This is a genomic window from Rhodoferax sp. (genome assembly GCF_034519335.1).
Classification (GTDB): domain Bacteria; phylum Pseudomonadota; class Gammaproteobacteria; order Burkholderiales; family Burkholderiaceae_C; genus Allorhodoferax.
The window spans coordinates 43,830-67,834 of record NZ_JAXHOL010000017.1; the positions used below are offsets into that span (position 1 = coordinate 43,830).

General features: G+C 61.5%; 24 protein-coding genes and 1 tRNA gene. 16 read left to right on the plus strand and 9 right to left on the minus strand.

All coding sequences use genetic code 11. From position 1 onward, the window contains the following. Window positions 1-66: 66 nt before the first annotated feature. Complete coding sequence (argA, locus tag U5O12_RS07190; protein ID WP_322577977.1) at window positions 67-1,413, plus strand: amino-acid N-acetyltransferase; 1,347 nt, start codon at window positions 67-69, stop codon at window positions 1,411-1,413. On the opposite strand, the gene U5O12_RS07195 is transcribed toward argA, so the two are convergent. After that, the gene (locus U5O12_RS07195) at window positions 1,400-1,891 is read right to left on the minus strand and encodes a disulfide bond formation protein B (protein ID WP_322578019.1); all 492 of its coding nucleotides are present in this window, start codon (window positions 1,889-1,891) and stop codon (window positions 1,400-1,402) included. The two genes, argA and U5O12_RS07195, sit on opposite strands and share 14 nt — an antisense overlap. A gap of 174 nt (window positions 1,892-2,065) precedes the next feature. Between U5O12_RS07195 and U5O12_RS07200 the strand changes: the two genes are divergently transcribed. After that, entirely contained in the window at window positions 2,066-2,338 is a 273-nt protein-coding gene (locus U5O12_RS07200) for an oxidative damage protection protein (RefSeq protein WP_087493783.1), read from the plus strand. Between the two features lie 8 nt (window positions 2,339-2,346). Beyond that, window positions 2,347-4,086 carry an FAD-dependent oxidoreductase gene (locus tag U5O12_RS07205; RefSeq protein WP_322577978.1) on the plus strand — a complete coding sequence of 580 codons (1,740 nt, stop codon included), beginning with the start codon at window positions 2,347-2,349 and terminating at the stop codon, window positions 4,084-4,086. Here U5O12_RS07205 and U5O12_RS07210 read toward each other — a convergent pair. From U5O12_RS07210 to U5O12_RS07240, 7 genes are all read right to left on the minus strand, one after another. Then, the gene (locus U5O12_RS07210) at window positions 4,083-4,820 is read right to left on the minus strand and encodes a hypothetical protein (protein ID WP_322577979.1); all 738 of its coding nucleotides are present in this window, start codon (window positions 4,818-4,820) and stop codon (window positions 4,083-4,085) included. The two genes, U5O12_RS07205 and U5O12_RS07210, sit on opposite strands and share 4 nt — an antisense overlap. 12 nt (window positions 4,821-4,832) lie before the next feature. Next, entirely contained in the window at window positions 4,833-5,801 is a 969-nt protein-coding gene (locus U5O12_RS07215) for an ABC transporter permease (protein ID WP_322577980.1), read from the minus strand. Further along, a complete protein-coding gene (locus U5O12_RS07220; protein WP_322577981.1) occupies window positions 5,794-6,909 on the minus strand; it encodes an ABC transporter permease in 1,116 nt (371 codons plus the stop codon). Before U5O12_RS07220 ends, U5O12_RS07215 begins: the two co-directional genes overlap by 8 nt. Further along, complete coding sequence (locus tag U5O12_RS07225; RefSeq protein ID WP_322577982.1) at window positions 6,906-8,408, minus strand: ABC transporter ATP-binding protein; 1,503 nt, start codon at window positions 8,406-8,408, stop codon at window positions 6,906-6,908. The genes U5O12_RS07220 and U5O12_RS07225 overlap by 4 nt, the downstream gene beginning before the upstream one ends. A gap of 171 nt (window positions 8,409-8,579) precedes the next feature. Continuing rightward, window positions 8,580-9,563 (minus strand): BMP family ABC transporter substrate-binding protein, encoded by a 984-nt coding sequence (locus U5O12_RS07230; protein WP_322577983.1) that lies wholly within the window; start codon window positions 9,561-9,563, stop codon window positions 8,580-8,582. Between the two features lie 215 nt (window positions 9,564-9,778). Continuing rightward, on the minus strand, window positions 9,779-10,714 hold the full coding sequence (locus U5O12_RS07235) for a pseudouridine-5'-phosphate glycosidase (protein WP_322577984.1): 936 nt from the start codon (window positions 10,712-10,714) through the stop codon (window positions 9,779-9,781). A 6-nt stretch (window positions 10,715-10,720) separates the two neighbouring features. Next, the gene (locus U5O12_RS07240; protein ID WP_322577985.1) at window positions 10,721-11,674 is read right to left on the minus strand and encodes a PfkB family carbohydrate kinase; all 954 of its coding nucleotides are present in this window, start codon (window positions 11,672-11,674) and stop codon (window positions 10,721-10,723) included. 95 nt (window positions 11,675-11,769) lie between these two features. Between U5O12_RS07240 and U5O12_RS07245 the strand changes: the two genes are divergently transcribed. From U5O12_RS07245 to U5O12_RS07255, 3 genes are read left to right on the plus strand one after another with little or no spacing between them, the layout of a single operon-like run. Beyond that, window positions 11,770-12,702 carry a ribokinase gene (locus U5O12_RS07245; protein WP_416221460.1) on the plus strand — a complete coding sequence of 311 codons (933 nt, stop codon included), beginning with the start codon at window positions 11,770-11,772 and terminating at the stop codon, window positions 12,700-12,702. Between the two features lie 32 nt (window positions 12,703-12,734). Next, window positions 12,735-13,721, plus strand: coding sequence for a nucleoside hydrolase (locus tag U5O12_RS07250; RefSeq protein ID WP_322577987.1), 987 nt, complete (start codon window positions 12,735-12,737; stop codon window positions 13,719-13,721). Between the two features lie 25 nt (window positions 13,722-13,746). Beyond that, a complete protein-coding gene (locus U5O12_RS07255) occupies window positions 13,747-14,592 on the plus strand; it encodes a 2OG-Fe(II) oxygenase family protein (protein ID WP_322577988.1) in 846 nt (281 codons plus the stop codon). Window positions 14,593-14,682: 90 nt separating this feature from the next. Here the strand turns inward: U5O12_RS07255 and U5O12_RS07260 are convergent, their stop codons facing one another. Next, entirely contained in the window at window positions 14,683-15,600 is a 918-nt protein-coding gene (locus U5O12_RS07260; RefSeq protein ID WP_322577989.1) for an HD-GYP domain-containing protein, read from the minus strand. 160 nt (window positions 15,601-15,760) lie between these two features. Between U5O12_RS07260 and U5O12_RS07265 the strand changes: the two genes are divergently transcribed. The 10 genes from U5O12_RS07265 (at window position 15,761) to U5O12_RS07310 (ending at window position 24,001) form a co-directional block, all read left to right on the plus strand. Beyond that, window positions 15,761-16,552 carry a sulfite exporter TauE/SafE family protein gene (locus U5O12_RS07265; protein WP_322577990.1) on the plus strand — a complete coding sequence of 264 codons (792 nt, stop codon included), beginning with the start codon at window positions 15,761-15,763 and terminating at the stop codon, window positions 16,550-16,552. Window positions 16,553-16,598: 46 nt separating this feature from the next. Then, window positions 16,599-18,440: a nitrite/sulfite reductase gene (locus tag U5O12_RS07270; RefSeq protein WP_322577991.1), complete on the plus strand. Its 1,842-nt coding sequence runs from the start codon at window positions 16,599-16,601 to the stop codon at window positions 18,438-18,440. 31 nt (window positions 18,441-18,471) lie between these two features. Beyond that, window positions 18,472-18,861, plus strand: coding sequence for a DUF934 domain-containing protein (locus U5O12_RS07275; protein ID WP_322577992.1), 390 nt, complete (start codon window positions 18,472-18,474; stop codon window positions 18,859-18,861). Next, the gene (locus U5O12_RS07280; RefSeq protein ID WP_416221461.1) at window positions 18,858-19,670 is read left to right on the plus strand and encodes a phosphoadenylyl-sulfate reductase; all 813 of its coding nucleotides are present in this window, start codon (window positions 18,858-18,860) and stop codon (window positions 19,668-19,670) included. The genes U5O12_RS07275 and U5O12_RS07280 overlap by 4 nt, the downstream gene beginning before the upstream one ends. After that, on the plus strand, window positions 19,667-20,599 hold the full coding sequence (gene cysD / locus U5O12_RS07285) for a sulfate adenylyltransferase subunit CysD (protein ID WP_322577993.1): 933 nt from the start codon (window positions 19,667-19,669) through the stop codon (window positions 20,597-20,599). Before U5O12_RS07280 ends, cysD begins: the two co-directional genes overlap by 4 nt. Beyond that, window positions 20,599-21,972, plus strand: a complete 1,374-nt coding sequence (locus U5O12_RS07290; RefSeq protein ID WP_322577994.1) for a sulfate adenylyltransferase subunit 1 — start codon at window positions 20,599-20,601, stop codon at window positions 21,970-21,972. The genes cysD and U5O12_RS07290 overlap by 1 nt, the downstream gene beginning before the upstream one ends. Before the next feature lie 109 nt (window positions 21,973-22,081). Next, entirely contained in the window at window positions 22,082-22,411 is a 330-nt protein-coding gene (gene fdxA, locus U5O12_RS07295) for a ferredoxin FdxA (protein ID WP_322577995.1), read from the plus strand. Window positions 22,412-22,424: 13 nt separating this feature from the next. Beyond that, complete coding sequence (locus U5O12_RS07300; RefSeq protein ID WP_322577996.1) at window positions 22,425-23,486, plus strand: NAD(P)/FAD-dependent oxidoreductase; 1,062 nt, start codon at window positions 22,425-22,427, stop codon at window positions 23,484-23,486. A 69-nt stretch (window positions 23,487-23,555) separates the two neighbouring features. Beyond that, window positions 23,556-23,631, plus strand: a tRNA-Asn gene (locus tag U5O12_RS07305). A 94-nt stretch (window positions 23,632-23,725) separates the two neighbouring features. Beyond that, entirely contained in the window at window positions 23,726-24,001 is a 276-nt protein-coding gene (locus U5O12_RS07310) for a DnaJ domain-containing protein (RefSeq protein ID WP_322577997.1), read from the plus strand. Window positions 24,002-24,005 lie beyond the last annotated feature (4 nt).

Below are 24,005 nucleotides of genomic sequence, written 5' to 3' on the forward strand. Positions count from 1 at the left end.
GGTCTTCGTAGAGAATTGCAGATTATCCCCGCCCTGCCCACTTATTTACCGGCATCCGCCACCGCAATGACCTCTGTCTTCAACTTCACCTTTGTCCCCTGGTTCCGGTCGGTTGCGCCCTACATCCACAAGTTCCGCAACCAGACCTTTGTGGTGGGTATTGCAGGTGAGGCCATTGCCGCCGGCAAGCTGCAAAGCCTGGCGCAAGACCTGGCGATGATCCAGAGCATGGGCGTGAAGATTGTGCTGGTGCATGGTTTTCGCCCGCAGGTGAACGAGCAGCTCAAGGCCAAGGGGCACACGCCCAAGTACAGCCATGGCATTCGCATTACCGACGAAGTGGCGCTGGACTGCGCCCAGGAGGCTGCAGGCCAGCTGCGCTATGAGATTGAAGCTGCCTTCAGCCAGGGCCTGCCCAACACGCCCATGGCAGACTCCACGGTGCGCGTGATCTCGGGCAACTTCATCACCGCACGGCCCGTGGGCATTGTGGACGGGGTGGACTTTCAGCACAGCGGCCTGGTACGCAAGGTGGACATTGCTGGCATCACCAAAACGCTGGACATGGGCGCCATGGTGCTGCTCTCGCCCTTTGGCTTCTCGCCCACCGGCGAGGCCTTCAACCTGGCCATGGAAGAGGTCGCCACCAGCGTGGCCACCGCACTGCAGGCCGACAAGCTGATCTTTCTGACCGAAGTGCCCGGCATCCGCATGGACCCCATGCAAGCCGCCAGCGAAGACAACCCCATCGACACCGAGCTGCCCCTGGCCGCCGCCGAAAAGCTGCTCAAGGCCCTGCCCGCAGCCAACCAACCGACCGACGTAGCCTTTTACCTGCAGCACTGCGTGAAGGCCTGCAAGGCGGGTGTGGAACGCAGCCACATCATTCCGTTTTCGGTGGACGGAGCCATCCTGCTGGAGGTGTATGTGCACGACGGCATTGGCACCATGGTGGTGGACGAGAAGCTGGAAAGCCTGCGCGAGGCGACCGAAGAAGACGTGGGCGGCATCCTGCAACTGATCGAGCCCTTTGAGCGCGACGGTACCCTGGTCAAGCGCAGCCGTACCGAGATCGAGCGCGATGCGGGCAACTACACCATCATTGAACACGACGGCGTGATCTTCGCCTGTGCGGCGCTCTACCCCTACCCCGAAGCCAAGACCGCCGAGATGGCGGCCTTGACCGTATCGCCCGATGTGCAGGGTCAGGGCGACGGCGAGCGGGTGTTAAAGCGTGTGGAGCAACGCGCCAAGGCGGCGGGGCTGGACAGCATCTTCGTGCTGACCACCCGCACCATGCACTGGTTCATCAAGCGCGGCTTTGTGCAGGTGGACCCGGACTGGCTGCCCGAGGCCCGCAAGCGCAAGTACAACTGGGACCGCAAGAGCCAGGTGCTGGTCAAGAAGCTTTAAACCGGCGCCAGATCATCAGGCTGGCAAAGCCGGCGAAGCCTGTAAAACACAGGAAAGACCAGTTGGCAATGGTGCCGCCCAGGAAAGTCCAGTCGATCTTGCTGCAGTCACCGCCGCCACGGAAGATCATGGGCAGCGCGCGCTTGAGCGGGAAGGTTTCGATCATGCCGTACAGGTCGCGCCCGCAGGACACCACCTCGGGCGGGTACCACTGCAGCCAGCTCTGCCGGGCCGCCACATAGGCCCCCGCCACCGCAAACACCAGCAGCAGCACCGCACCGGTGATTTGCAAGCCTTTTCGGCCACTAGCCCCCGCCAATGCTGCGCTGATAGCTACCAAAATGAGAGCGTAGCGCTGCACAATACACATCGGGCACGGCTCCAGGCCCACCACATGCTGCAGGTACATGCCAAATGCCAGCATGGCCACGCAGGCCAGTACCACCAAACCAAACACGCGGCGCGGCGCGATGTCCATCCAGCTGAAAACCAAGTTCAAAATCAATTCCTCGTTCTGTTGCGCGGCCGGCAGGCGGCGTTGCGGGTTGGTGCCCTACACATGGCCGAAGTTCCCTGGGTCTGCAGGGCTTGGGCCAAACCGAATAAGATTCGCGGTTCTGATTTTCACACCACCGACTAAGAGGTTTTCCCCATGGCACGCACCGTCAACTGTATCAAGCTGGGCAAAGAGGCTGAAGGCCTGGATTTTGCGCCTTACCCCGGTGAGCTGGGCAAACGCATCTGGGAGAGCGTGAGCAAGGAAGCCTGGGCAGCCTGGCTCAAGCACCAGACCATGTTGGTCAATGAAAACCGCCTGAACCTGGCCGACGCGCGCGCGCGCCAGTACCTGGCCCGCCAGATGGAAAACCACTTCTTCGGCGATGGTGCCGACGCTGCCCAAGGCTACGTTCCCCCCAGCGCCTGAGGCCGCGCGTGGATGACGCAGGCTCCCTGCCACGGCGCCTGCTCGCGTCCTGCGCACTGCCGCACGCCTGGGCTGGCCTGCCAGCCTGGACCGTGCTGGACACCGGCTTCGCTGACATCGCCCCCTTTTTGCACTGTTGGCACAGCTGGCAAGCCGATGTCCATCGACCATGCATGCTGCACTACGTGGGCATGCTCACGTTGGCCGAGGCACAGCAGCTGCCTGAACGGACCCGGCAAACCGCCCAAACCGCAGCCCCTTGGCAGCCGCTGGCCGATGCATTGGCGTTGGCGTGTGCCGATCTGGGTTCCGGCCAGCACCGCATCTTGCTGGCTGAAGGCCAGCTCTCGCTCACCCTGTGTGTAGGCGACACTGCGGCCCTGATGGCAGAACAGAGCTTTCTGGCCAACACCGTGTGGGCACGCCCCACAGACCACCATTGGGACAAGTGGCGCATCAAAGCCCTGGCACGTTGCAGCCAGCGCGGTGCCCGCCTGTCGCTAGACATCACATCGCCAGAAGCCCCCGCATGGCTGACTGAAGCGGGCTATGTGGACGTGCAACAAGACGGCAACCGACTGACGGCATGTTTTCAACCTCGCTGGTCTCTGGGTGCACGCGACCAAGCACCCCCAGCCACTCGTGCGCGCCGCTGCACCATCGTGGGTGCTGGTATTTCCGGTGCCAGCGTGGCTCGTGCCTTGGCGCGGCGCGGCTGGCAGGTCACGGTACTGGACCAACATGCGGCGGCTGCGGGTGGTGCGTCGGGACTACCCGCAGGCCTGGTGGTGCCCCATGTGTCGGCCGACGACAGCCCACGTTCCCGCATGTCACGGGTCGGCGCAAGCTTGATGCTGCAACATGCTGCAGCCCTGCTTGAGGACGGCCGCGACTGGCAAGCCACGGGGGTGCAGGAGCACGACCTGGAGCTGGGCACCACCCGCTGGCATGCCGGCGGTGCCTGGATACGCCCGGCTCGGCTGGTGCAAGCCTGGCTTGACCACCCGGCTATCCACTGCAGGTATGACGCCCCGGTTGCCGGTATGCAGCGACGGGAAGGCCTGTGGCAGTTGATGGGGCCGGATGGCAACATTTGGGCCGAATCGGAACTGGTGGTTCTCGCCAATGCCACTGGTTGCGTTCCCCTGATGCTGAACCCCGCCCATAGGCACTTTCTGGCTGAAGGCTTGGTACAACGGCTGGAGTTTCTGCACGCAGTCCATGGCACGGTGAGCTACGCCACGCACAACAGCCGGCCCCTGCCCGCCCATTGGCCCACACACCCGGTCAACGGCCACGGCAATTTTTTGCCGCAAGTGCCGCTGGAGGGCGGGGCCGCCTGGTTAGTCGGCTCCACATTTGAGCCGGATCGGATTCCGGAACAAGCCGGTCACAGGCTCGCCCCATTGGCGGATCAACACCGCGCCAATGCACAGCGTTTGTGTGAATTGCTGCCGACCGTCGGGGCTGATGTGGCACCTGCATTTGCACGCAATGAAGTGCTGCATTGGTCCGCCACCCGTTGTGTCACCCACGACCGTTTGCCTTGGGTCGGTGCCCTTGATGATGGGCTCAACGGAGCGATACCTTCGCTCTGGATTCACGCTGGCATGGGAGCGCGGGGTTTGACATTTTCAGCCCTGGGCGCCGAATTGCTGGTCGCCCGCATGTGTGGGGAACCTTGGCCACTGGAGAGCAGCCTGGCACGCAGCCTCGATGTGCGCCGCCCCAAGCGCCGACGCAACTAGACCTTTTGCAGCAAGCCAATGACCTGCAGGGGGTTAAATGGCATTTCCATTAAACCAATACACCCCATGCGTTCGGCAAGATTGGCTGTTTTCCAACTGGAGTTGGCAGAGACGGCCACCACACTGCGCACCGGTTTTTCCAAGTCTTGCAAGTGTTTCACCAACACCCAAGGGTCCACCGCGTCGTCATTCACGTGCACCAGCACCAGGTCATAGCGCCTGGCCTTCACGCTGTCATCCATGTGGGCCACTGTCTGCACTTCGTCCACCGCGGTGATGCCAGCCAAGGCCAGGCGGGCGCGCAGGTAAAGGCGGGCCTCTAGTGGCAGGCCTGCCAGCAGCGCCAACTTGACGCCAGGTGGCAAGGGTGCAGCAGGCGGGTCTTCCAGACTGATGTCGATATCGACGTCTGCGGAAGACACAAAGAGTTCATCCAGCAGCCCCACCAAGGCGGCCCAATCCACCGGCCGCTGAACGGTCCGCCAAGCCAGCGTAGGTGCCTCTGCCCCTACACAAATCATCTTCAAATTGGGATTGAAACTAGGCGAAACCAACTCCAAGCCGGCTTCGTAACTGTCTACATCAATCAAGGCCACCTGAGCAGGGCCGGCTGCATCCGGAGTCCAGAGGGTGTAGTGCGGCCCTTCCCGCCCGGAAAGGCGAAACAAGGTGTTGAGCGAATGCCGCTCAACATCACTGAACCCCACGACCTTGACCAATACCGTAGATGCCATGTCTGCTCGAGTCTAGCGCTCCTTGGTGTAAGGTTTCCCCAGGGCTTGTGGGGCAACCGCCTTGCCAATAAAGCCGGCCAGCAACACCACAGTGAGCAAATAGGGCAGCGCCTGAATGAATTGCACAGGCACCTCTCCCATGCCCGGTACCTGCACGCCCTGCAGGCGAATGGCTGCCGCATCCAGGAAACCAAACAACAAACACGCCCAGAAAGCCCCGACCGGGTGCCAACGGCCAAAAATCAGCGCTGCCAGAGCCATGAACCCCCGGCCCGCCGTCATGTTGGCCGAGAAGTTGGCACTCTGGGCCAGCACGAGGTAACCACCGGCCAAGCCACACAAAATGCCATTGAGCGTGAGCGCGCTGTACCGCAAGCGTGCCACAGACACTCCGGCCGCGTCCACCATCTGTGGGTTTTCACCGACTGCGCGCAGGCGCAGGCCAAAGCGGGTGCGGAACAGCAGCCACCACGTAGCGGGCACCAGTGCAAACGCCAAGTACACCAGCGCGTTGTGGCTCAACAAGCCCACGCCAATAAAGTTACCCACCACAGGAATGGTCTGCACAGAGGCTTGCAGCGCAGGAAACAGCGGCTGGATGCGCACCACGTCACTCACTGGCGGGGTCTGCCCGCCTTGCTCGAACCACGCAATGCCCAACACCACGGTCATTCCAGCCGCAATGATGTTGATAGCCACCCCGGATACCACTTGATCTCCCTTGTGGCTCACGCAGGCCAGGCCATGCATCCACGACAGGGCCGTGGACACCAGAATGCCAACCAGCAGGGCCAACGCCGTGGACTGGTACACCGCACCGCAGGCACCCGCCGCAAAGGCGGCAAACAACATCTTGCCTTCCAGGCCAATGTCCACCACCCCCGAACGTTCGGACAACAAACCTGCCAAGGCGCACAGCACCAGCGGGGTAGAAACCCGCAACGTGGAGGCCAGCATGGCATAAATCAGGGACTCATCCATGGCGCACTCCCACCTTAAACACACGCACCAGCACCCAACCCAAGCGGGGCGCAATCACATAGGCCATGGCCCCGGAAAACAGCACGATAAAACCTTGCAACATCACTACCATTTCACGGCTAAAACCGGTTACCTCAAATGCCACTTCAGCCCCGCCCTGAAACAGCGCCCCGAACAGCACACTGGCGAACACAATGCCCACCGGATGGTTGCGGCCCATCAGCGCCACCGCAATGCCAGTAAATCCAGCGCCGCTGACAAATTCCAACAACAGGCGACCGTTCACTCCAGCAATCTCATTCATCCCGACCAGACCCGCCAAACCACCCGAAATGGCCATGGCAATGATGACTTGGTGGCGTGAGCGAATGCCCGCGTATTCGGCCGCACTGGCACTAGAACCCACGGCACGCAGGTGGTAGCCCGCACGGGTGCGCCACAAGAAGAGGTAAATCGCCAGTGCTGCCCCCAAGGCCAGGAACAAGCTCACGTTCAGGGGCGACGCAGACCACTCAATGCCCAGCCAAGCCAACGCTTCGTGCATGGGTGGAAGCTTGGCTGAGTCTGCAAACGCAGCACTCTCAACCGACATGGAGCCCGCAGGACGCAGGTGGTTCACCAACAGGTACACCAACACACTGCTCGCGATGAAGTTGAACATGATGGTGGTAATGACCACATGGCTGCCGCGGTAGGCCTGCAAGTAGGCCGGCACCGCCGCCCACGCCGCGCCGAACAAGGCGCCCGACAACACCATGAGCGGCAACATGACCCAGGCGGGCAAGGCATGCGACAACCACAGGGCGACCAGACCGACGCCCAAGCCACCCAGAATTGCCTGGCCTTCGCCACCGATATTGAACAAGCCACCATGGAAGGCCACGGCCACCGCCAGCCCGGTGAAGATGAATGTGGTGGCGTAGTACAGCGTGTAACTAATGCCACGCTGGGTACCAAAAGCCCCGTGAATCAGCACTGAAATGACCTCTGCAGGGTCTTGCCCCACCAGGGCCACAACACCGGCAGCCGCCAACAAGGCCACCATCAGGCACACCGCGGGCAGCAGCACCAAATCAGCCCAGCGGGGCAAGGGGTAGGACGCACTCATTGCCCACCTCCGGTCATCAACAAGCCCAAACCAGCCTCGGTGCAATCGGCTATGGCCAACTCCCCGGTGACTCGCCCTTGGTTCATCACAATCACCCTGTCCGACAACGCCAAAATTTCATCCAGTTCGCTGGAAACCACCAGAACGGCACAGCCGGCATCGCGCATGGCGCGCAACTGGCTGTAAATAAATTCAATCGCCCCAATGTCCACCCCACGGGTGGGTTGTCCCACCAGCAGAACCTTGGGCGCTTGTCCAATCTCTCGTGCCAGCACCAGCTTTTGCTGGTTACCGCCCGAGAACTTGCTGCTGCCCAGCTCCGGATCGCGGGGGCGGACATCAAAACGCTCCATCATGCGGGCCGTGGCCTGGCGCATGCGGCCATGGGCCATCCAACCGTGGCTGGCGTATTCCGGAAGCCCGTCATAGCCCAACACCGCCGACTCCCACGCCACAAAGTCCATCACCATGGCGCGCGCATGCCGGTCTTCCGGCACATGGGCCAAGCCGAGGGCGCGTGCGGTGCGCGGGTCCAGCCAGTCGGCAACGGCGAAGCTGCGACCGCCAAGGTGCAGGCTGCCCTCTTGCGGTGCCAGCAAGCCTGACAACACATCCAGCAGCTCGCTCTGGCCGTTGCCGGACACACCCGCCACACCCACTATCTCTCCGGCGCGCAACTGCAGGTTCAGGCCATGCAGGCGCACCACCTGCATCGCATCGCGCACCATCACATCCTTGGCTTCCAGCAAGACCTCACCCACGGGGCGTGCCTGCTGGTCCAACCGTCCCATCTGCACCTTGCGGCCCACCATGGCTTCCGCCAATTTTTCGATCGAGGCCTCGGCAATCGCCAGTTCCTGCACCACGCGGCCGCCACGCATCACGGTGACCTGGTCACACAGGCCCATGACTTCTTTGAGCTTGTGGGTGATCAGCAGGATGGTGGTGCCTTGCTCACGCAACACGCGCAATACCTTGAACAGATGTTCCGTCTCCTGCGGAGTCAGCACTGCGGTCGGTTCGTCCAAAATCAAAACCTTGGCGCCGCGGTACAGCGCCTTCAAGATTTCCAGGCGCTGGCGATCGCCCACCGGCAAATCGCTGACCAGCGCGTCCAGTTTGACCTGCAGGCCAGTGGCCTGCATCAGGCCCTCGAGCTTGCCGCGCACAGTGGCGTCGGCCTTTTGCAGGAGCCAATGGGGCTCTGCACCCAGCATCACGTTTTCTAGTGCGGTCAGGGTGTCAACCAACATGAAGTGCTGGTGCACCATGCCAATGCCCTGGGCGATCGCGTCGTCCGCGTTGCGGATCGTCACACGACGACCAGCCACCTCCACCGTACCAGTGTCGGCTTGGTAGAACCCATACAAAATCGACATCAAGGTGCTCTTGCCTGCACCGTTTTCGCCCACGATGCCGTGCACCGTTCCCGGGGCAACGCGCAACTCCACATCCGCGTTGGCGGCCACCGCACCAAAGCGTTTGTTGATGCCTTGCATGTGAACGGCCCAGGGTCCGCCTCGGGGGCTCAAGCTATCTGCACTCAAATCCTGCTCCTCTTGGGGGCTCTTGCAATGAAGTGAAAAGCCCACGGCGCTGTGCAGCACCGCGGGCTTTCATTGTTGGGCCTGAGCTCGGGGCACATCTGCCTCGCTCAGACCGGGCTTACATCAGAACTTGCAGGCGTTGTCAGCCATGAAGTCGGCAACCTTGATCTTGCCGCTGATGATGTCGGCCTTGGCAGCTTCCACCTTTTTCTTCATGTCGGCCGTCACCAGCTTGGCGTTGTTCGCGTCCACTGCATAGTCCACGCCACCTTCTTTCAGGCCCAACACAGAGATGCCAGCCTTGTGACCCTTGGCCACGTTGTACACAGCCACGTCCACGCGCTTGAGCATGGAAGTCAGCATGGTGCCGGGCTGGATGTGGTTCTGGTTGCTGTCCACACCGATGGCCAGCTTGCCGCTGTCCTTGGCTGCTTGGTAAACGCCAATGCCTGTGCCGCCTGCAGCGGCAAACACAACGTCTACACCCTGGGAAAACTGCGCCTTGGCCAGCTCACCACCGCGTGCGGGATCGTTCCAGGCTGCGCCGGTCGTGCCGGTCATGTTGCCAATCATTTCAGCCTTGGGGTTGGCCCACATGGCGCCCTGCTTGTAACCGCACTCGAACTTGCGGATCAGGGGAATGTCCATGCCTCCCACGAAACCGACCTTGCCAGTTTTGCTAGCCATAGCAGCCATGGCACCAACCAAGAAGCTGCCTTCTTGCTCCTTGAATACCACCGATTGCACGTTGGGCAGGTCCACCACCATGTCGATGATGGCGAATTGCAGCTTGGGGAATTCCTTGGCCACTTTTTCAATGCTGGAAGCTTGACCAAAACCAATGCCGATGATGGGGCTGGCGCCACGCTCGGCCATGCGGCGGATGGCTTGCTCGCGTTGAGATTCGTTGGTGATTTCAAAAGAAAGGTACTTCTTGCCGGTTTCTTTCTTCCATTTTTCGATACCGGTGTAGGCGGCTTCGTTGAAAGACTTGTCGAACTTGCCACCCATGTCGAACACCACCGCTGGATCGGCAGCGATTGCCTGGAAGCTGGCGGCCAAAGTGGCGGCCAACAGGCTCATATGCACAGTAGATTTAACGTTCATAACTTCTCTCAGTTCTCTATCAGGTTAAAAAAAGAAACCAGTTTTACCAAAAACCGAAGGCATTACTGCCCCCATAAACTTTGATGCGTCTTTCGCAGCAAACATACACACTGTAGACCAAGATTACGCAGCGCCTGAAGTGTGGCTATCAGGGCTTATCCGTATATAACGCTCACGTTATACACCTCTTACCCCCGGAGCCATCCAGCCATTCACTACGCATCCTCGCGATCCAGGCGCACCAACTCTGCACCGATGGCGCTGGCCAATCGGGCATTGTTGAGTACCAATTGGATGTTGGACGCCAAACTGTCGCCCCCCGTCAGCTCACACACACGCGCCAGCAAAAATGGGGTGGATTCCTTGCCACCAATGCCTTGGACGTTGGCCTCTTGCAAAGCCTGCTCAATCGCTGCGTCAATCGACTCCCGCGGCATCGCAAACGCCTCGGGAATGGGATTTGCAATTACCATGCCACCGGCCAAAGCCATGCGCCATTTCACATGCAGGGCACGAGCGATGGCCTCAGGGCTGTCCAGGCGGTAATCCACGGAGAAAGCGCTGTCGCGCGTAAAAAAAGCTGGCAACGAATCGGTCTGGTACCCCACAACAGGCACGCCATGGGTTTCCAGGTACTCCAGCGTCAGGCGCAGGTCGAGAATGGATTTGGCACCCGCGCACACCACCGCCACCGGGGTTTGTGCAAGCTCTTGCAAATCTGCCGACACGTCAAAGCTCTGCTGCGCCCCACGATGAACACCACCGATGCCACCCGTGGCAAACACGCGGATGCCTGCCATGGCGGCAATGATCATGGTGGAAGCCACGGTAGTGGCCCCGGTCGCGCCAGCTGCCACGATAAACGGGATATCCCGGCGGCTCACTTTCACCACATCGCGTCCGCTGCGCCCTAGCAGTTCAATATCCTGGACGGACAGTCCGGCCTTCAGCCTGCCATTCACGATGGCAATGGTGGCTGGCACGGCACCGTGAGCCCGCACCTCGGCCTCAACCTGCAAGGCAGTCTGCACGTTTTGCGGGTACGGCATGCCGTGCGAAATGATGGTGGACTCCAGCGCAACAACCGGTTGCTGTTGCGCCAGTGCGTGCTGCACCTCGGGTGCGATATCCAGATAGGGCAATGCGTTCATAGTGGTTCAATGTTGCCGCAAGACGGCGGCGTGGCTCAATTCAGAAGAGTTGGCGAATGTACTGGAAAGTGTGATCTCTGCGCACGCCCGGCCATAGGCCACCGCTTGCGACAGGGACATCTGACGCTGCAAGCCGGCCACTATGCCAGCAAGCAAGGCATCACCAGCGCCTGTCGTATTGACTACAGGAACGTGCCGGGCGGCCAGAAAGCCGGTGGAGCCATCGGTATCGCACCAAACGACCCCGTCCGCCCCGAGGCTCACCACGATGCGCTTTACGCCCCGCGCATGCAAGGCGTGCGCTGCCCGCACAGCATCCTCTGGCGCGTGTACCGGGTTTCCTGACAGCGCCGCGGCCTCCAGGCGATTGACTTTGAGCAAGTGCACGGCAGGCAAGTGGGCCTCCACCCGGCGGCACTTGGCCACGGACACCGCGTCAACGACCACCGTGCGGCCCGAATTCAACAGATGCGCCAAAGTAGCAGTCTGAAGATTGCAATCCAGCAACAGCCATTCCCCCGGTTTTGGAGCGGGCATATGCTGGGTACAGCATGCCGGGGTAAGCTGCTCCAAGATGGCCATGTCGTTGACAGCGAATGCCATGTCACCATCGGGTCCGTGCATGGACAGATAGGTTGCGGTCCGCTGCCCTGGCAGGCGCAACATCTTCGTCACATCGACCCCACTGGCAGCGGTTGACGTAATCAGCTGCGTACCAAATGCGTCATCTCCAACCACGGTAAGCAGGCTGACCGGCACGCCCAAGCGAGCCAGGTTTTCTGCAATATTGCGCCCCACTCCACCTGGCGCATATTGGATATGCCCTGGCGTGGAATCGCCTGGGAGCAAGGGGGTGTCTGTTTGTGCGCCCAAGTCCATATTGGCGCCACCCACCACGGTGACTGCAGGAGTCAGCGAGGCTGAATCACCTGGACCAAATGAGGGGTAAGCGACTGACATCAGGGATTGCATTGGGGTCTATACAACGGGACTTATTGGGAGGCTGTATTTTCGGCGTCAAAATAGACGCTCTTTGTGTACAGAAAGTGCAACCGATGATACTTGTGGCTGGCTCCGCAAATCTGGACTTTGTAGTCCGCGCCCATCACATCCCGAGCCCGGGTGAAACAGTGCTGGGCCGCGATTTCAAAACGTTCCCCGGTGGAAAAGGCGCCAACCAAGCAGTTGCCAGCGCCCGCGCAGGTGCGGCCGCTACCCACATGCTGCTCGGCTTGGGCGATGACGCTTTTGCGGTGCCACTGGAGGCTTCACTGAAAGGGGCAGGCGTACAGCTTCACACCATTCGCACACCAGACCACCCCACGGGCACCGCATTCATTTGTGTGTCCGACGACGCGGAAAACGCCATCACCGTGGCACCCGGCGCCAATGCCCAGCTGCGCCCCGAACACCTGCCAAGCCTGAAGGGTTTTACCCACCTGCTGCTCCAGCTGGAAACCCCCATGGACACGGTAACCGCTTACGCCCGCGCTGCACGTGCCCAAGGGGTCACAGTGGTGTTGAATGCAGCCCCGGCGCAAAGCCTGCCTGCCGACTTGCTGGCCCACACTGATGTGCTGGTGGTGAACGAAGGCGAATTGGCGACTGTATCTGGCCACTCCGGCAGCATTGCCGAGTGCCTGGAACGCATCCAGGTCCCCACCGTCGTCGTCACCCTCGGGCACCACGGCAGCTGCGCCCGCCAGCAAGGCGCTTTTACCTTGCAGGGCGCTTACCCGATCACGCCGGTCGACACCACGGGCGCAGGCGACACCTTCTGCGGCAGCCTGGTGGCGGCCTTGAGCCAGGGCAAGACCTTGGCAGAAGCCTTGCAGTTTGCCAGCGCAGCCAGCGCCATTGCATGCACCCGCTGGGGTGCCCAGTCCAGCATCCCCGAGGCGGCGGAAGTCACGGCCTTCATGGGCCAGCACCCCACCACATCGCCGCAGGCAGAACAGGCCCTGCGCGCCTTCTGCGGCCTGAGCTGATTTTTTTATCCAATTTTTCAAGCGAGACATCTATGAGCAACACCCCCGCACGCAAAGTTATTTATGACACCGACCCTGGCGTGGATGACGCTATGGCGCTTTACTACGCGCTGGCCCACCCTGGCATTGACGTGGTGGGCATCACCACTACATTTGGCAATGTCACGGTGGAGCAAGCTGCCACCAACGGCCTTTATCTGACCGAAATCGCCGGCAAGAAAATCCCCGTGACCCTGGGCGTCAAAACGCCTTGGCTCAAGGCGCCCGGCACCCCGCCCGACTTCATCCACGGCGCCGATGGCCTGGGCAACCTGCCCAGCCGCGTGCCCACCACCAGCGTGCTGGACCCCCGCCCATCCGCCCAGTTCATCGTGGACATGGCGCGCGCCCACCCCGGCGAGATCACCCTGGTGGCCGTGGGCCCACTGGGCAACCTGGCCACCGCACTCAAGCTGGAACCCAAGCTGCCCCAACTGCTGCAAGAGGTCATCATCATGGGCGGCACCGTGATGGAGCCGGGCAACGTTTCCCCCGTGGCCGAAGCCAATATCTGGAACGACCCCCACTCGGCCGACTTCGTGTTCACCGCCGGCTGGAAGCTGACCATGGTGGGGCTGGACGTAACGCACCAGCTGATCGTGCCGCTGGCGCTGTTCAAACGCGTGGCCGAGCACCACAAGCATGTCGCCACCGATGTGCTGCACCACGCCGTGAGCTTTTACGCCGATTTCTACAGCGGTATTTACCCCCATGTGGCCAAGATCCACGGCTGCTTCGGCCACGATGTGCTGGCCTTTGTGGCGCTGACCAATCCCGAGCTGTTTGACATCCAGGCAGGCCGCGTTCGCGTGGCGCTGGACGGCCCTGCCAATGGGCAAACCATGATGCGTCGCCGTGACATCTTCTACCCCCAACCCGGCTGGGGTGACGAGGTGCCCGACACCCAGGTCTGCCTGAACCTGAAGGCTGATGCGGCGCTGCAGTTGATTGACAGCACCCTGATGTCGAACTGGCTGTAATTTTTGGAACGCTGCGAGGACCGCCATGCACTTACCCATTGTTGACTTCACCAGCCCGGATGCGCCACAAGCGTTTTGCAAAAGCCTGCATGAAACCGGCTTTGGCGTGCTGAAGAACCATCCGCTCAACCAAGACCTGGTGGAAAGCATTTATGCTGAATGGCTGGCGTTCTTCAAGACCGAGGCCAAACACCAATATCCGCACGATCCGGCCAAGCACGACGGCTACTTCTCGCCCAGCGTGTCCGAGACGGCCAAAAACAACACCAAAAAAGACCTCAAGGAGTTCTTCCACATCTACCCTTGGGGCCGCTACCCCGCCGAGGTTAGTGATGCCGCCCAACGCTACTACGCAGATGGCGCCGCATTGGCCGCCACGCTGCTGCGCTGGGTGGAAGACTACTCACCGCTCGAGGTGCGCGCGCGCTACTCCATGCCCTTGCCCCAAATGATTGAGGGCAGCGACCACACGCTACTGCGCGTGCTGCACTACCCGCCCCTGCGTGGCGACGAGGAACCCGGTGCCGTACGTGCCGCCGCCCATGGCGACATCAACCTGCTGACCATCCTGCCCGCGGCCACCGAACCCGGCCTGCAGGTGCTGGGCAAAGACAACGCCTGGTTCGATGTGCCCTGCGACTTTGGCTTGCTGATCGTCAACATCGGCGACATGCTGCAAGAGGCCTCAGGCCACTACTACCCCAGCACCGTGCACCGCGTGCTCAACCCCACCGGCGAAGGCGCCAAGAAGTCGCGCATCTCGCTGCCACTCTTCCTGCACCCCCGCCGCGAGGTGGTGCTGTCAGAGCGCTACACGGTCGAGAGCTACTTCAACGAGCGCATGGAAGAACTGCGGGGCAAGAAGTACTGAGGCTGGGCAAGGCGACGCTTCTTTTTTGCTATCAAAAGAGAAGCTGCTCGCGCAGTATCCACGGGTTCCATGGCCTCATTTGGCTTGAAATTAGCGCTGAATTTGTGCCGTCTGCAGGTAGGCAGACTTCTTGTCCAGGTCGGCGTCGGTGTCTGAAAACGCGATGGCAATCGCGTGAAACGTGTCTTGGAGCGCCACAAAGGCATCCACCACGTCGGGATCAAAGTGGCGTCCCCGTGTCTGGGCAATGATGGCCACCGCGTCCTCGTGCGACATGGCGGCCTTGTAGACCCGCCGACTGATCAGCGCGTCGTACACATCGGCCACCGCCATCAGGCGGGCCGATACCGGGATCTGCTCCCCCGCCAGCCCTTGCGGGTAGCCCGTGCCATCCCACTTTTCCTGGTGGGAATAGGCAATTTCCTTGGCGAAAGTAAAGAAATCCGGCGCTACGCCCACAGCCTGTTCGGCCTGCACAATCGCGTCGCGGCCCAGGGTGGTGTGGGTCTTCATGATCTCGAACTCTTCCTCGGTCAACTTGCCCGGCTTGAGCAAGACCCGGTCAGGCAAGCCCACCTTGCCGATGTCGTGCAGCGGCACCGATTTGAAAATCATGCCAATGTTTTTGGGGGTGAGCACTGCGCTGAAACGCGGATGCACCGAGAGCTTGCGCGCCAAGGCCCGCACATAGTGCTGGGTGCGGCGCAAGTGGTTGCCAGTGTCGGAGTCACGGGTTTCGGCCAGGGCAGCCATGGCCAAAATCGTCACATCCTGGACAGCGGCCGTCTGCTGCGCCAGGGCCGTGAAAGACTGCGCATCCAAGTCCATCACAACCAACTCGGCGGGTGTGGCCGCTGTGGCCATGTCCAGAGACTGGGCTTCGGTGGCGGCCACCTGCAGGCGGTATTCGGCAGCCAACACATCCCGCACCCGGGCCAACACCTCGGCAGACGCCACGACCACCAGGCCCGTCGGGCCCTCGGTAATTGGGACTGCATCCAGATCCATGGGGTTCTCCTTCTCGTGCGGCACAGGGGCAACTGGCGGGCTGATGGTAAAGCGTCTGCCCATGGCGTCCCAACTTTCCGGGCTTCATATTCTCAATTGGCATATAGGCATAGCTAAAAAATAGTTTTCAATCTAAGCCGGCCCGCCTACATTCGCCCCCATGCAAGATTTGGCGTTTGTACTGGCGGGCTTTTTTGTGGGTTCCATCGTGGGGCTCACGGGTGTGGGGGGGGGCTCGTTGATGACGCCCATCTTGATCTTCTTCTTTGGCGTGAAGCCCTATATGGCGGTGGGCACCGACCTGCTGTTTGCGGCCTTCACCAAAATGGGCGGCACGGTCAAACTCGCGCGCTCCCGCCACATCGACTGGCGGGTGGTGATCAACCTGTCGGCCGGCAGCATTCCCGCCGCGCTCATCACCCTCTATGTCTTGCACACCCTGGGCGCCACCAGCCCCGAGGTGCAGCGCCTGATGACCACCACCCTGGGCGGCGCCCTGCTGATGACGGCGGCGGCCACGCTGTACAAGGCGCTGCGCGGCAAATCCGCCCCCACGGCGGTAGCCAGCGGGCAAGAAGATGCGGCCGCCCGCCCCCGCCACTGGAGCCTGCCGCTGCTGTTTGGCGCGCTCATTGGCACGCTGGTTACACTCACGTCCGTCGGCGCGGGCGCCATTGGCGTCACGGTGTTGATGCTGCTGTACCCGCTGCTGCCCCTGCCGCGCATCGTGGCGGCGGACATTGCCTACGCCGTGCCGCTGACACTGGTGGCCGGTTTGGGCCATGCGTCGCTCGGTTCGGTGGACTGGCCCATGTTGGCCAAGCTGCTGGCGGGCTCGATTCCGGGTATCTGGGTCGGCTCCCACCTGATGTTCAAAACACCCGAGCGCGTGATTCGTTCTTTGCTTTCCGTTCTTCTTGCCTATGCTGGCTTGAAACTCATTGCTTTGTGAAACCTTGCGGGACAGATCTTTAGCTCTGTCCTCAACTGAATAGCTTATGTACCAATACACCGAATTTGACCGCCAGTTCATCCGCGCCCGCGCGGCCCAGCACCGCGACCAGCTGGAACGCAACCTGGCCGGCACCTTGAGCGACGAAGAGTTCCGCCCCCTGCGCCTGCAAAACGGCTGGTACATCCAGCGCTACGCGCCCATGCTGCGCGTGGCCGTGCCCTACGGCGAGCTGTCCAGCGCCCAGTTGCGCGTGCTGGCCCGCATTGCCCGCGAGTACGACCACCCCAGCAAGGAAGTGTTTGACAAGGCCATCGGCACCCAAGCCACCTGGGGCACCACCCACCTGCCGGTGGGCTACGGCCACTTCACCACGCGCCAGAACGTGCAGTTCAACTGGATTCCCCTGGACAAGAGCGCCGACGTGATGGACCTGCTGGCCACCGTGAACATGCACGGCATCCAGACCAGCGGCAACTGCATCCGCAACATCACTAGCGACGAGCTGGCCGGTGTGGCGGTGGATGAAATTGCAGATCCCCGCCCATTTGCCGAAATCATGCGCCAGTGGAGCACGCTGCACCCAGAGTTCGCCTTCCTGCCGCGCAAATTCAAGATCGCCATTACCGGCGCTACCAACGACCGCGCTGCGGTGCGTTGGCACGATGTGGGCCTGCACCTGATCAAAAGTGAAGGGGAAGCGACACACGGCGTCGCGGCCGGCGAACTCGGCTTCCGCGTGTTTGTAGGCGGCGGCATGGGCCGCACTCCGGTCATCAGCACCGAGATCCGCGCCTTCCTGCCCTGGAACCAGATCATGAATTACCTGGAGGCGGTGGTGCGCGTGTACAACCGCTGGGGCCGCCGCGACAACCTGTACAAGGCGCGTATCAAAATTTTGGTGAAGGCCGAAGGCCAGCGCTATATCGACGAGGTGGAAGCCGAGTACGAGCAAATCATCACCCGCGACGGTGCGCCACACACCATCAGCCAGGCTGAGTTGGACCGCGTTACAGCATGTTTTGTGCCTCCAGCGCTTGCTACGCCTGCGCAAGCAGCTCCTAAAACGGTAGCAACTCCTGCCGAGCGTCAAAAGGACTACGAGCGTTGGTTGCAGCAAAACGTGGCCCCGCACAAGAACCCTGCGCTGCGCGCCGTGACCCTGTCGTACAAACGTCTGGGTCAAGCGCCCGGCGATGCGGATGCCGACCAGCTCGACACGGCTGCTGCCTTGGCCGACGAGTTCTCTGCCGGTGAAGTGCGCGTGACGCACGACCAAAACCTGCTGCTGCCTTGGGTGCGCGCAGAAGACCTGCCCGCCCTGTGGGTGGCCGCCAGCCACGCCGGCTTGGCCCGCAGCAATGTGCGCCTGCTGACCGACATGATTGCCTGCCCCGGCGGCGATTTCTGCGCACTGGCCAATGCCCGCTCCATCCCGATTGCCGCCCAGATCACCGAGCGCTACCAGGACATGGACGAACTGCACGACCTGGGCGAGATCGACCTGCACATCAGCGGTTGCATCAACTCCTGCGGCCACCACCACAGCGGCCACATCGGCATCTTGGGCGTGGACAAGGACGGCAAAGAGTGGTACCAGGTGTCCCTCGGCGGCTCGGACGGCTCGGCCCTGAGTGGCGACGCAGTCCCTGGCAAGGTGGTGGGCCCCTCGTTTGGCGCTTTGGAGGTGCCCGGCGTGATTGAGGCGGTGCTCGACACCTTCCGCCAGCACCGCGTGGGCAGCGAAACCTTCATCGACTGTTTCAAGCGCGTGGGCATGGAGCCGTTCAAGGCGGCAGCCAACGCGGCACGCTTGGCCGACAAGCACGAAGAACTGCACGCCTTGCCCAAACAAGACGGCTATGCCAAAGACGCCCAGGAAGCCTGAGCCCCCCGGACGCTGAAAGAAAGAAAACACTATGAAATTAATAGCTGCTTCCGCACATTCCACGCGCGCTGAGGGCCAGAACGTCATTGAACTGGCAAACACCGAAGACCCCCGCACGCTGGACCTTGCAGGTGTCACCCGCATCGACCTGAACTTCCCCAAGTTCACCGACGGCCGCGCCTACAGCCAAGCCTTTTTGCTGCGCCGCCGCCTTGGCTTCACCGGCGAGCTGCGCGCCACTGGCGACGTGCTGATCGACCAGCTGGTGCAAATGGAACGCACCGGCTTTGACGTGGCGGTGCTGCGCGCTGACCAAAACATCGACTTTGCACAACGCCAGTTCGACCGCTATCGCGGCTTCTACCAAGGCGACGCGGTGACGGTGAAGCCGCACTTTGCTCGCGAAGGCGAAGCCGCATGACCGCCGAAACCTCGTCCCTCGGGAACCGTTTTGCGGTGCAAGTGCAGCCTGCAGGCAGCGCCATGGCGCGCAACGCCGAAGCCAGCGGCGAATACATCATCAAGTTGGCCGAAGCCCAGGGCGTGCTGTCCCAGGCAGCCGCGCAATACGCGGGCACGGACGGCGATGTTGCGACCGTGACCCAAGCGTCCAGCCTGGGCGCTGAAGACGTGGTCATCAGCCACCTGATCAACAGCCTGAAGCTGGACATCGGCATCTTCGTGCTGGAAACCGGTGCCCTGCACAAGGAAACGCTGGACTTGCTGGAGCGCTTCAAGGCCTCCAGCCGCGCTGCGGTCACGGTGTACCAGCCGGTGAATGAATCGGTGATTCAGTTTGTGGACCGCGAAGGCAAAGATGCGATGTACAAGAGCATTGCCCTGCGCAAAGCCTGCTGCGGCATCCGCAAGATGGAACCGCTGGAGCGCGCGCTCAAGGGCAAAGACGCCTGGATCACCGGCCTGCGCCGCGAGCAGTCCGGCGCCCGCGCCGATGTGCCGCTGGTGGACAGCTCAGAGAAGCGCGTGAAGATCAACCCTTTGGCCAACTGGACCTGGGGCGATGTGTGGCACTACATCCAGACCCACAAGCTGGACTACAACCCCCTGCACGATCAGTTCTTCCCCAGCATAGGCTGCGAGCCTTGCACCCGCGCCATCAGCCTGGGTGAAGACTTCCGCTCCGGCCGCTGGTGGTGGGAAGCCAATCTGGAAGGTGGTGCCGCCAAAGAATGCGGCCTGCACGTGAAACATGAAGAATCAAAAGCATGAACGCCATGACTGAACCCACCCATTTCGACCGCCTCTCCAACCAGCACCTGGATGCGCTGGAAGAAGAGACCATCTTCATCCTGCGCGAGGTGGCGGCTGCGTTTGAGCGCCCCGCCCTGCTGTTCTCGGGCGGCAAGGATTCGCTGGTCATGCTCAAGTGCGCCGAGAAGGCTTTCGGCGTGGGCCGCATCCCCTACCCGCTGCTGATGATCGACACCGGCCACAACTTCCACGAAGTGACCGACTTCCGCGACTTCCGCGCCAAGGAACTGGGCGCTGAATTGATCGTGCGCAGCGTCGAAGACTCCATGGCCCGCGGCACCGTGCGCCTGGCCCACCCCGGCGAGAGCCGCAACGTGCACCAGTCGGTGACGCTGCTCGAAGCCATCGACGAGTTCCGCTTTGACGCGCTGATCGGCGGCGCCCGCCGCGACGAGGAAAAGGCCCGCGCCAAGGAGCGCATCTTTTCCCACCGCGACAGCTTCGGCCAATGGCAGCCCAAGGCCCAGCGCCCTGAGCTGTGGACGCTGTTCAACACCCGCCTGCAGCCCGGCGAACACTTCCGAGTGTTCCCCATTTCCAACTGGACCGAGCTGGACGTGTGGCAGTACATCGAACGCGAGAAGATTGCACTGCCATCGCTCTACTACACGCACAAACGCGACGTGGTGGAGCGCAAGGGCCTGCTGGTGCCGGTGACCGACCTGACCCCGGCTAAGGATGGTGAAAAGATCGAAAGCCGCGACGTGCGCTTCCGCACCGTGGGCGACATCACCTGCACCTGCCCGGTGGAAAGTCTGGCCGCCAATGCTGCCGACATCGTGATCGAAACGCTGGCCGCCGACGTGAGCGAACGCGGCGCCACCCGCATGGACGACAAGACTTCTGAGGCTTCCATGGAGAAGCGCAAAAAGGACGGATACTTCTGATGACTGCTACGAATACGATAGCTGCTCCCGCAACATCCACGGGGGCTAATGGCCAAAATGACACTTCATCCGCCCTGCGCTTCATCACCTGCGGCAGTGTGGACGACGGCAAAAGCACGCTGATCGGCCGCCTGTTGGTGGACAGCAAAGCGGTGCTGCAAGACCAGTTGGCCAACGTCTCCAAGAGTGGCGAGGCCGACCTGGCACTGTTCACCGACGGTTTGAGTGCCGAGCGCGAGCAAGGCATCACCATCGACGTGGCCTACCGCTACTTCGCCACCCCCACCCGCAAGTTCATCATTGGTGATGCGCCCGGCCACGAGCAGTACACCCGCAACATGGTCACCGCTGCCAGCAGCGCCCACGCCGCCGTGGTGCTGGTGGATGCCACCAAGCTCAAGTGGAATGTGGACGGCCTGGTGGACCTGCTGCCCCAGACCCGCCGCCACAGCCTGCTGGTCAACCTGCTGCGCGTGCCCGGCATCATCTTTGCCGTGAACAAACTCGACGCCTTGGGCGATGACGCCACCGCCGCGTTTGCCAAGATCAGCGAAGCGCTGCAGGCCTTTGCAAAGCAAGCCGGCATTGTCGTGACGGCCACCATCCCCATGTCTGCCCTCAAGGGCCACAACGTGGTGGAAGCCACGCCCGGCTGGTGCGACTACCAGGGCCCCAGCCTGCTGGCGCTGCTGGAGACCCTTCCCGTCACCGCTGCGGAAACCGAGGTGCCCTTCGCGTTCCCGGTGCAGTGGGTGGAAAAGTTCCACCACTCTGCCGACACCACCCAAGGCCGCCGCGTGTTCTGGGGCCGTGTAGCCACTGGCACCGTGCAGGTGGGCGACACGGTCAGCATCCACCCCAGCGGCCAGACCGCCGTGGTGGCCCAGGTGGTGAACCACGCGCGCGTCCCCGGCAGCATTGCGGCAGGCCATGGCGCAGGCATCACGCTGGACCGTGAAGTGGACGTGTCTCGTGGCGACTGGTTCCTGGCACAAGTGACTCCCGCTGCCGACCCGGACGACGAATTTGCCGACACGCCCAAGCCCCGCGCCTTTGCAGAAGCCGGCCGTGAGATCAAGGCCACCGTCGCCTGGATGGATGATGAGCCCCTGGTTGCCGGCCGCGTGTACCTGGCCTTGCATGGCCACCGCTGGATCAAGGCCAAGGTCAAGCGCATCGTCCACAGCCTGGATATCAACACCCTGCAAGAACACGACGCCACCGAGATTGCGCCTAACGCCATCGGCCATATCGAGCTGGCGTTGCAAGAGGCTATTACCGCTGTTCCGTACGCGCAAAGCCGTGTTCTGGGCTCGCTGATTCTGGTGGACACTGCCACCCACAAGACCTCGGGGGCACTGCTGCTGAGTTGATGCAACGCAAAGGAGATGCCCCTGTGACAAGGGGCAGCCTCCAAAACCCAATAAAATCAAGGGCTTGGCATTTCAATGCCAGCCATCTTATTTACTGCCCTCAAACAACATGACACACATCGTCACCGAAGCCTGTATCAAGTGCAAATACACCGACTGCGTGGACGTGTGCCCCGTGGATTGCTTCCGCGAAGGCCCCAATTTCCTGACGATCGACCCCGATGAGTGCATCGATTGCGCGGTCTGCATTCCCGAATGCCCGGTCAACGCCATCTATGCCGAAGAAGACGCTCCCAAAGACCAGCAACACATGATTCAGCTCAACGCGGATTTGGCCAAGCTGCCCGGCTGGAAGAGCATCACCAAGCGCAAGGCCCCTCTGGACGACGCCGAAGAGTGGAAAGACAAGACCGGCAAGTTGGCCCAACTGATCCGCTGAAGCGGCACTCGGCATGGCTGCACACGTCATAGAAGCCGATGCCGTCGTGATAGGCGCGGGCCCGGTGGGCCTGTTCCAAGTCTTCCAGCTCGGTCTGCTGGAAGTCCAAGCCCATGTGATCGACGCCCTGCCCTATGCGGGCGGCCAGTGTGTCGAGCTGTACGCAGACAAACCCATTTACGACATCCCTGCGGTTCCTGTCACCACCGGCAGTGGCCTCATCGAGAGCCTGTTGAAGCAGATCGCTCCGTTTGGTCCGCAGATGCACCTCAGTCAGCAAGTGGCCTCGGTGCAGCGCCAGGACGATGGAAGCATTCACCTGCTCACCACCAAGGGCCAGCAGTTCCGCACCAAAGCACTTTTTGTGGCTGCCGGTGTCGGAGCCTTTGTACCCCGTGGCCTGCCGCTGAAAGGCATTGCAGCCTTTGAGCAGACCCAGCTCCACTATCACACCCCCGACTTGCATGCCCTGGCCAAGCGCCATGTGGTGATCTACGGTGGTGGCGATGCCGCACTGGAGTGTGCACTTGAAGTGCTTGCCCATGAAAATACCCACCGCCCCGCATCGGTAACCTTGATGCACCGGCGCGATGTCTTCACAGCGTCCTCTGACACACAAGCCCGGGTGCAGGCACTGCGTGCCAATGGTGCATTGCGGTTTGCCGCGGCACAAATTGCCGGGTTTGAGGCCCGTGATGGCCGCCTCGCTGCCCTGAATGTTTTGGACAGCGAGGGGCAAAGCCATGCGCTGCCCACGGATCAGTTGCTGGTGTTCCTCGGTACTTCTCCCAAGATGGGCCCGATTGCTGACTGGGGCTTGGCCATGGAGCGCAAGCAGGTAGAAGTGAACACCGAGAATTTCGCCACCAATGTGCAAGGTATCTTTGCTGTGGGCGACATCAATAATTACCCAGGCAAGAAGAAATTGATTTTGTGCGGCTTCCATGAAGCTACACTCGCCGCCTACGGCGCCATGCCCCTCATCTTTCCCGAGAAGAAGGTCATGCTGCAGTACACCACCACGAGTCCGCGCTTGCATGCGCTGCTCGGTGTGCAGACGCCGGAGAAAAAATAGCCTGATTCTCAAAAATTTAGCGTGTTTTCCAAATCACCGAAAAAACCACGCTATAATCTGAGGCTTCATTCCTCAATAGCTCAGTTGGTAGAGCGCCGGACTGTTAATCCGTAGGTCCCTGGTTCGAGCCCAGGTTGAGGAGCCAAATTAACCCGCAAGGGTGCAAGAAACCCTGCTACTTTTTCAGTAGCGGGGTTTTTTCTTTGTCCGCGACAATGCGCTTCGCTGAAAGCCGCTGCATGAAAGACCATTACGCTGCCCTCGGGCTCAACAGCGCTGCCACGCTGGCCGATATCAAAAAGGCCTTCCGCCAAAAGGCTGCGCTGTACCACCCGGACCGCAACCCGGCCGCGGACGCAGCACTGCGCTTTCGTGAAGTGCAAGAAGCCTATGACACGCTGTCGGATGACAGCAAACGCCAGGCATACGACGACAACCGTCGCCGTGGCCTGCTGGACAGCCCGATTGATACAGCACGCGAAATCTGGAATACCTACTTCGCACGCATTTTGTGAGTAA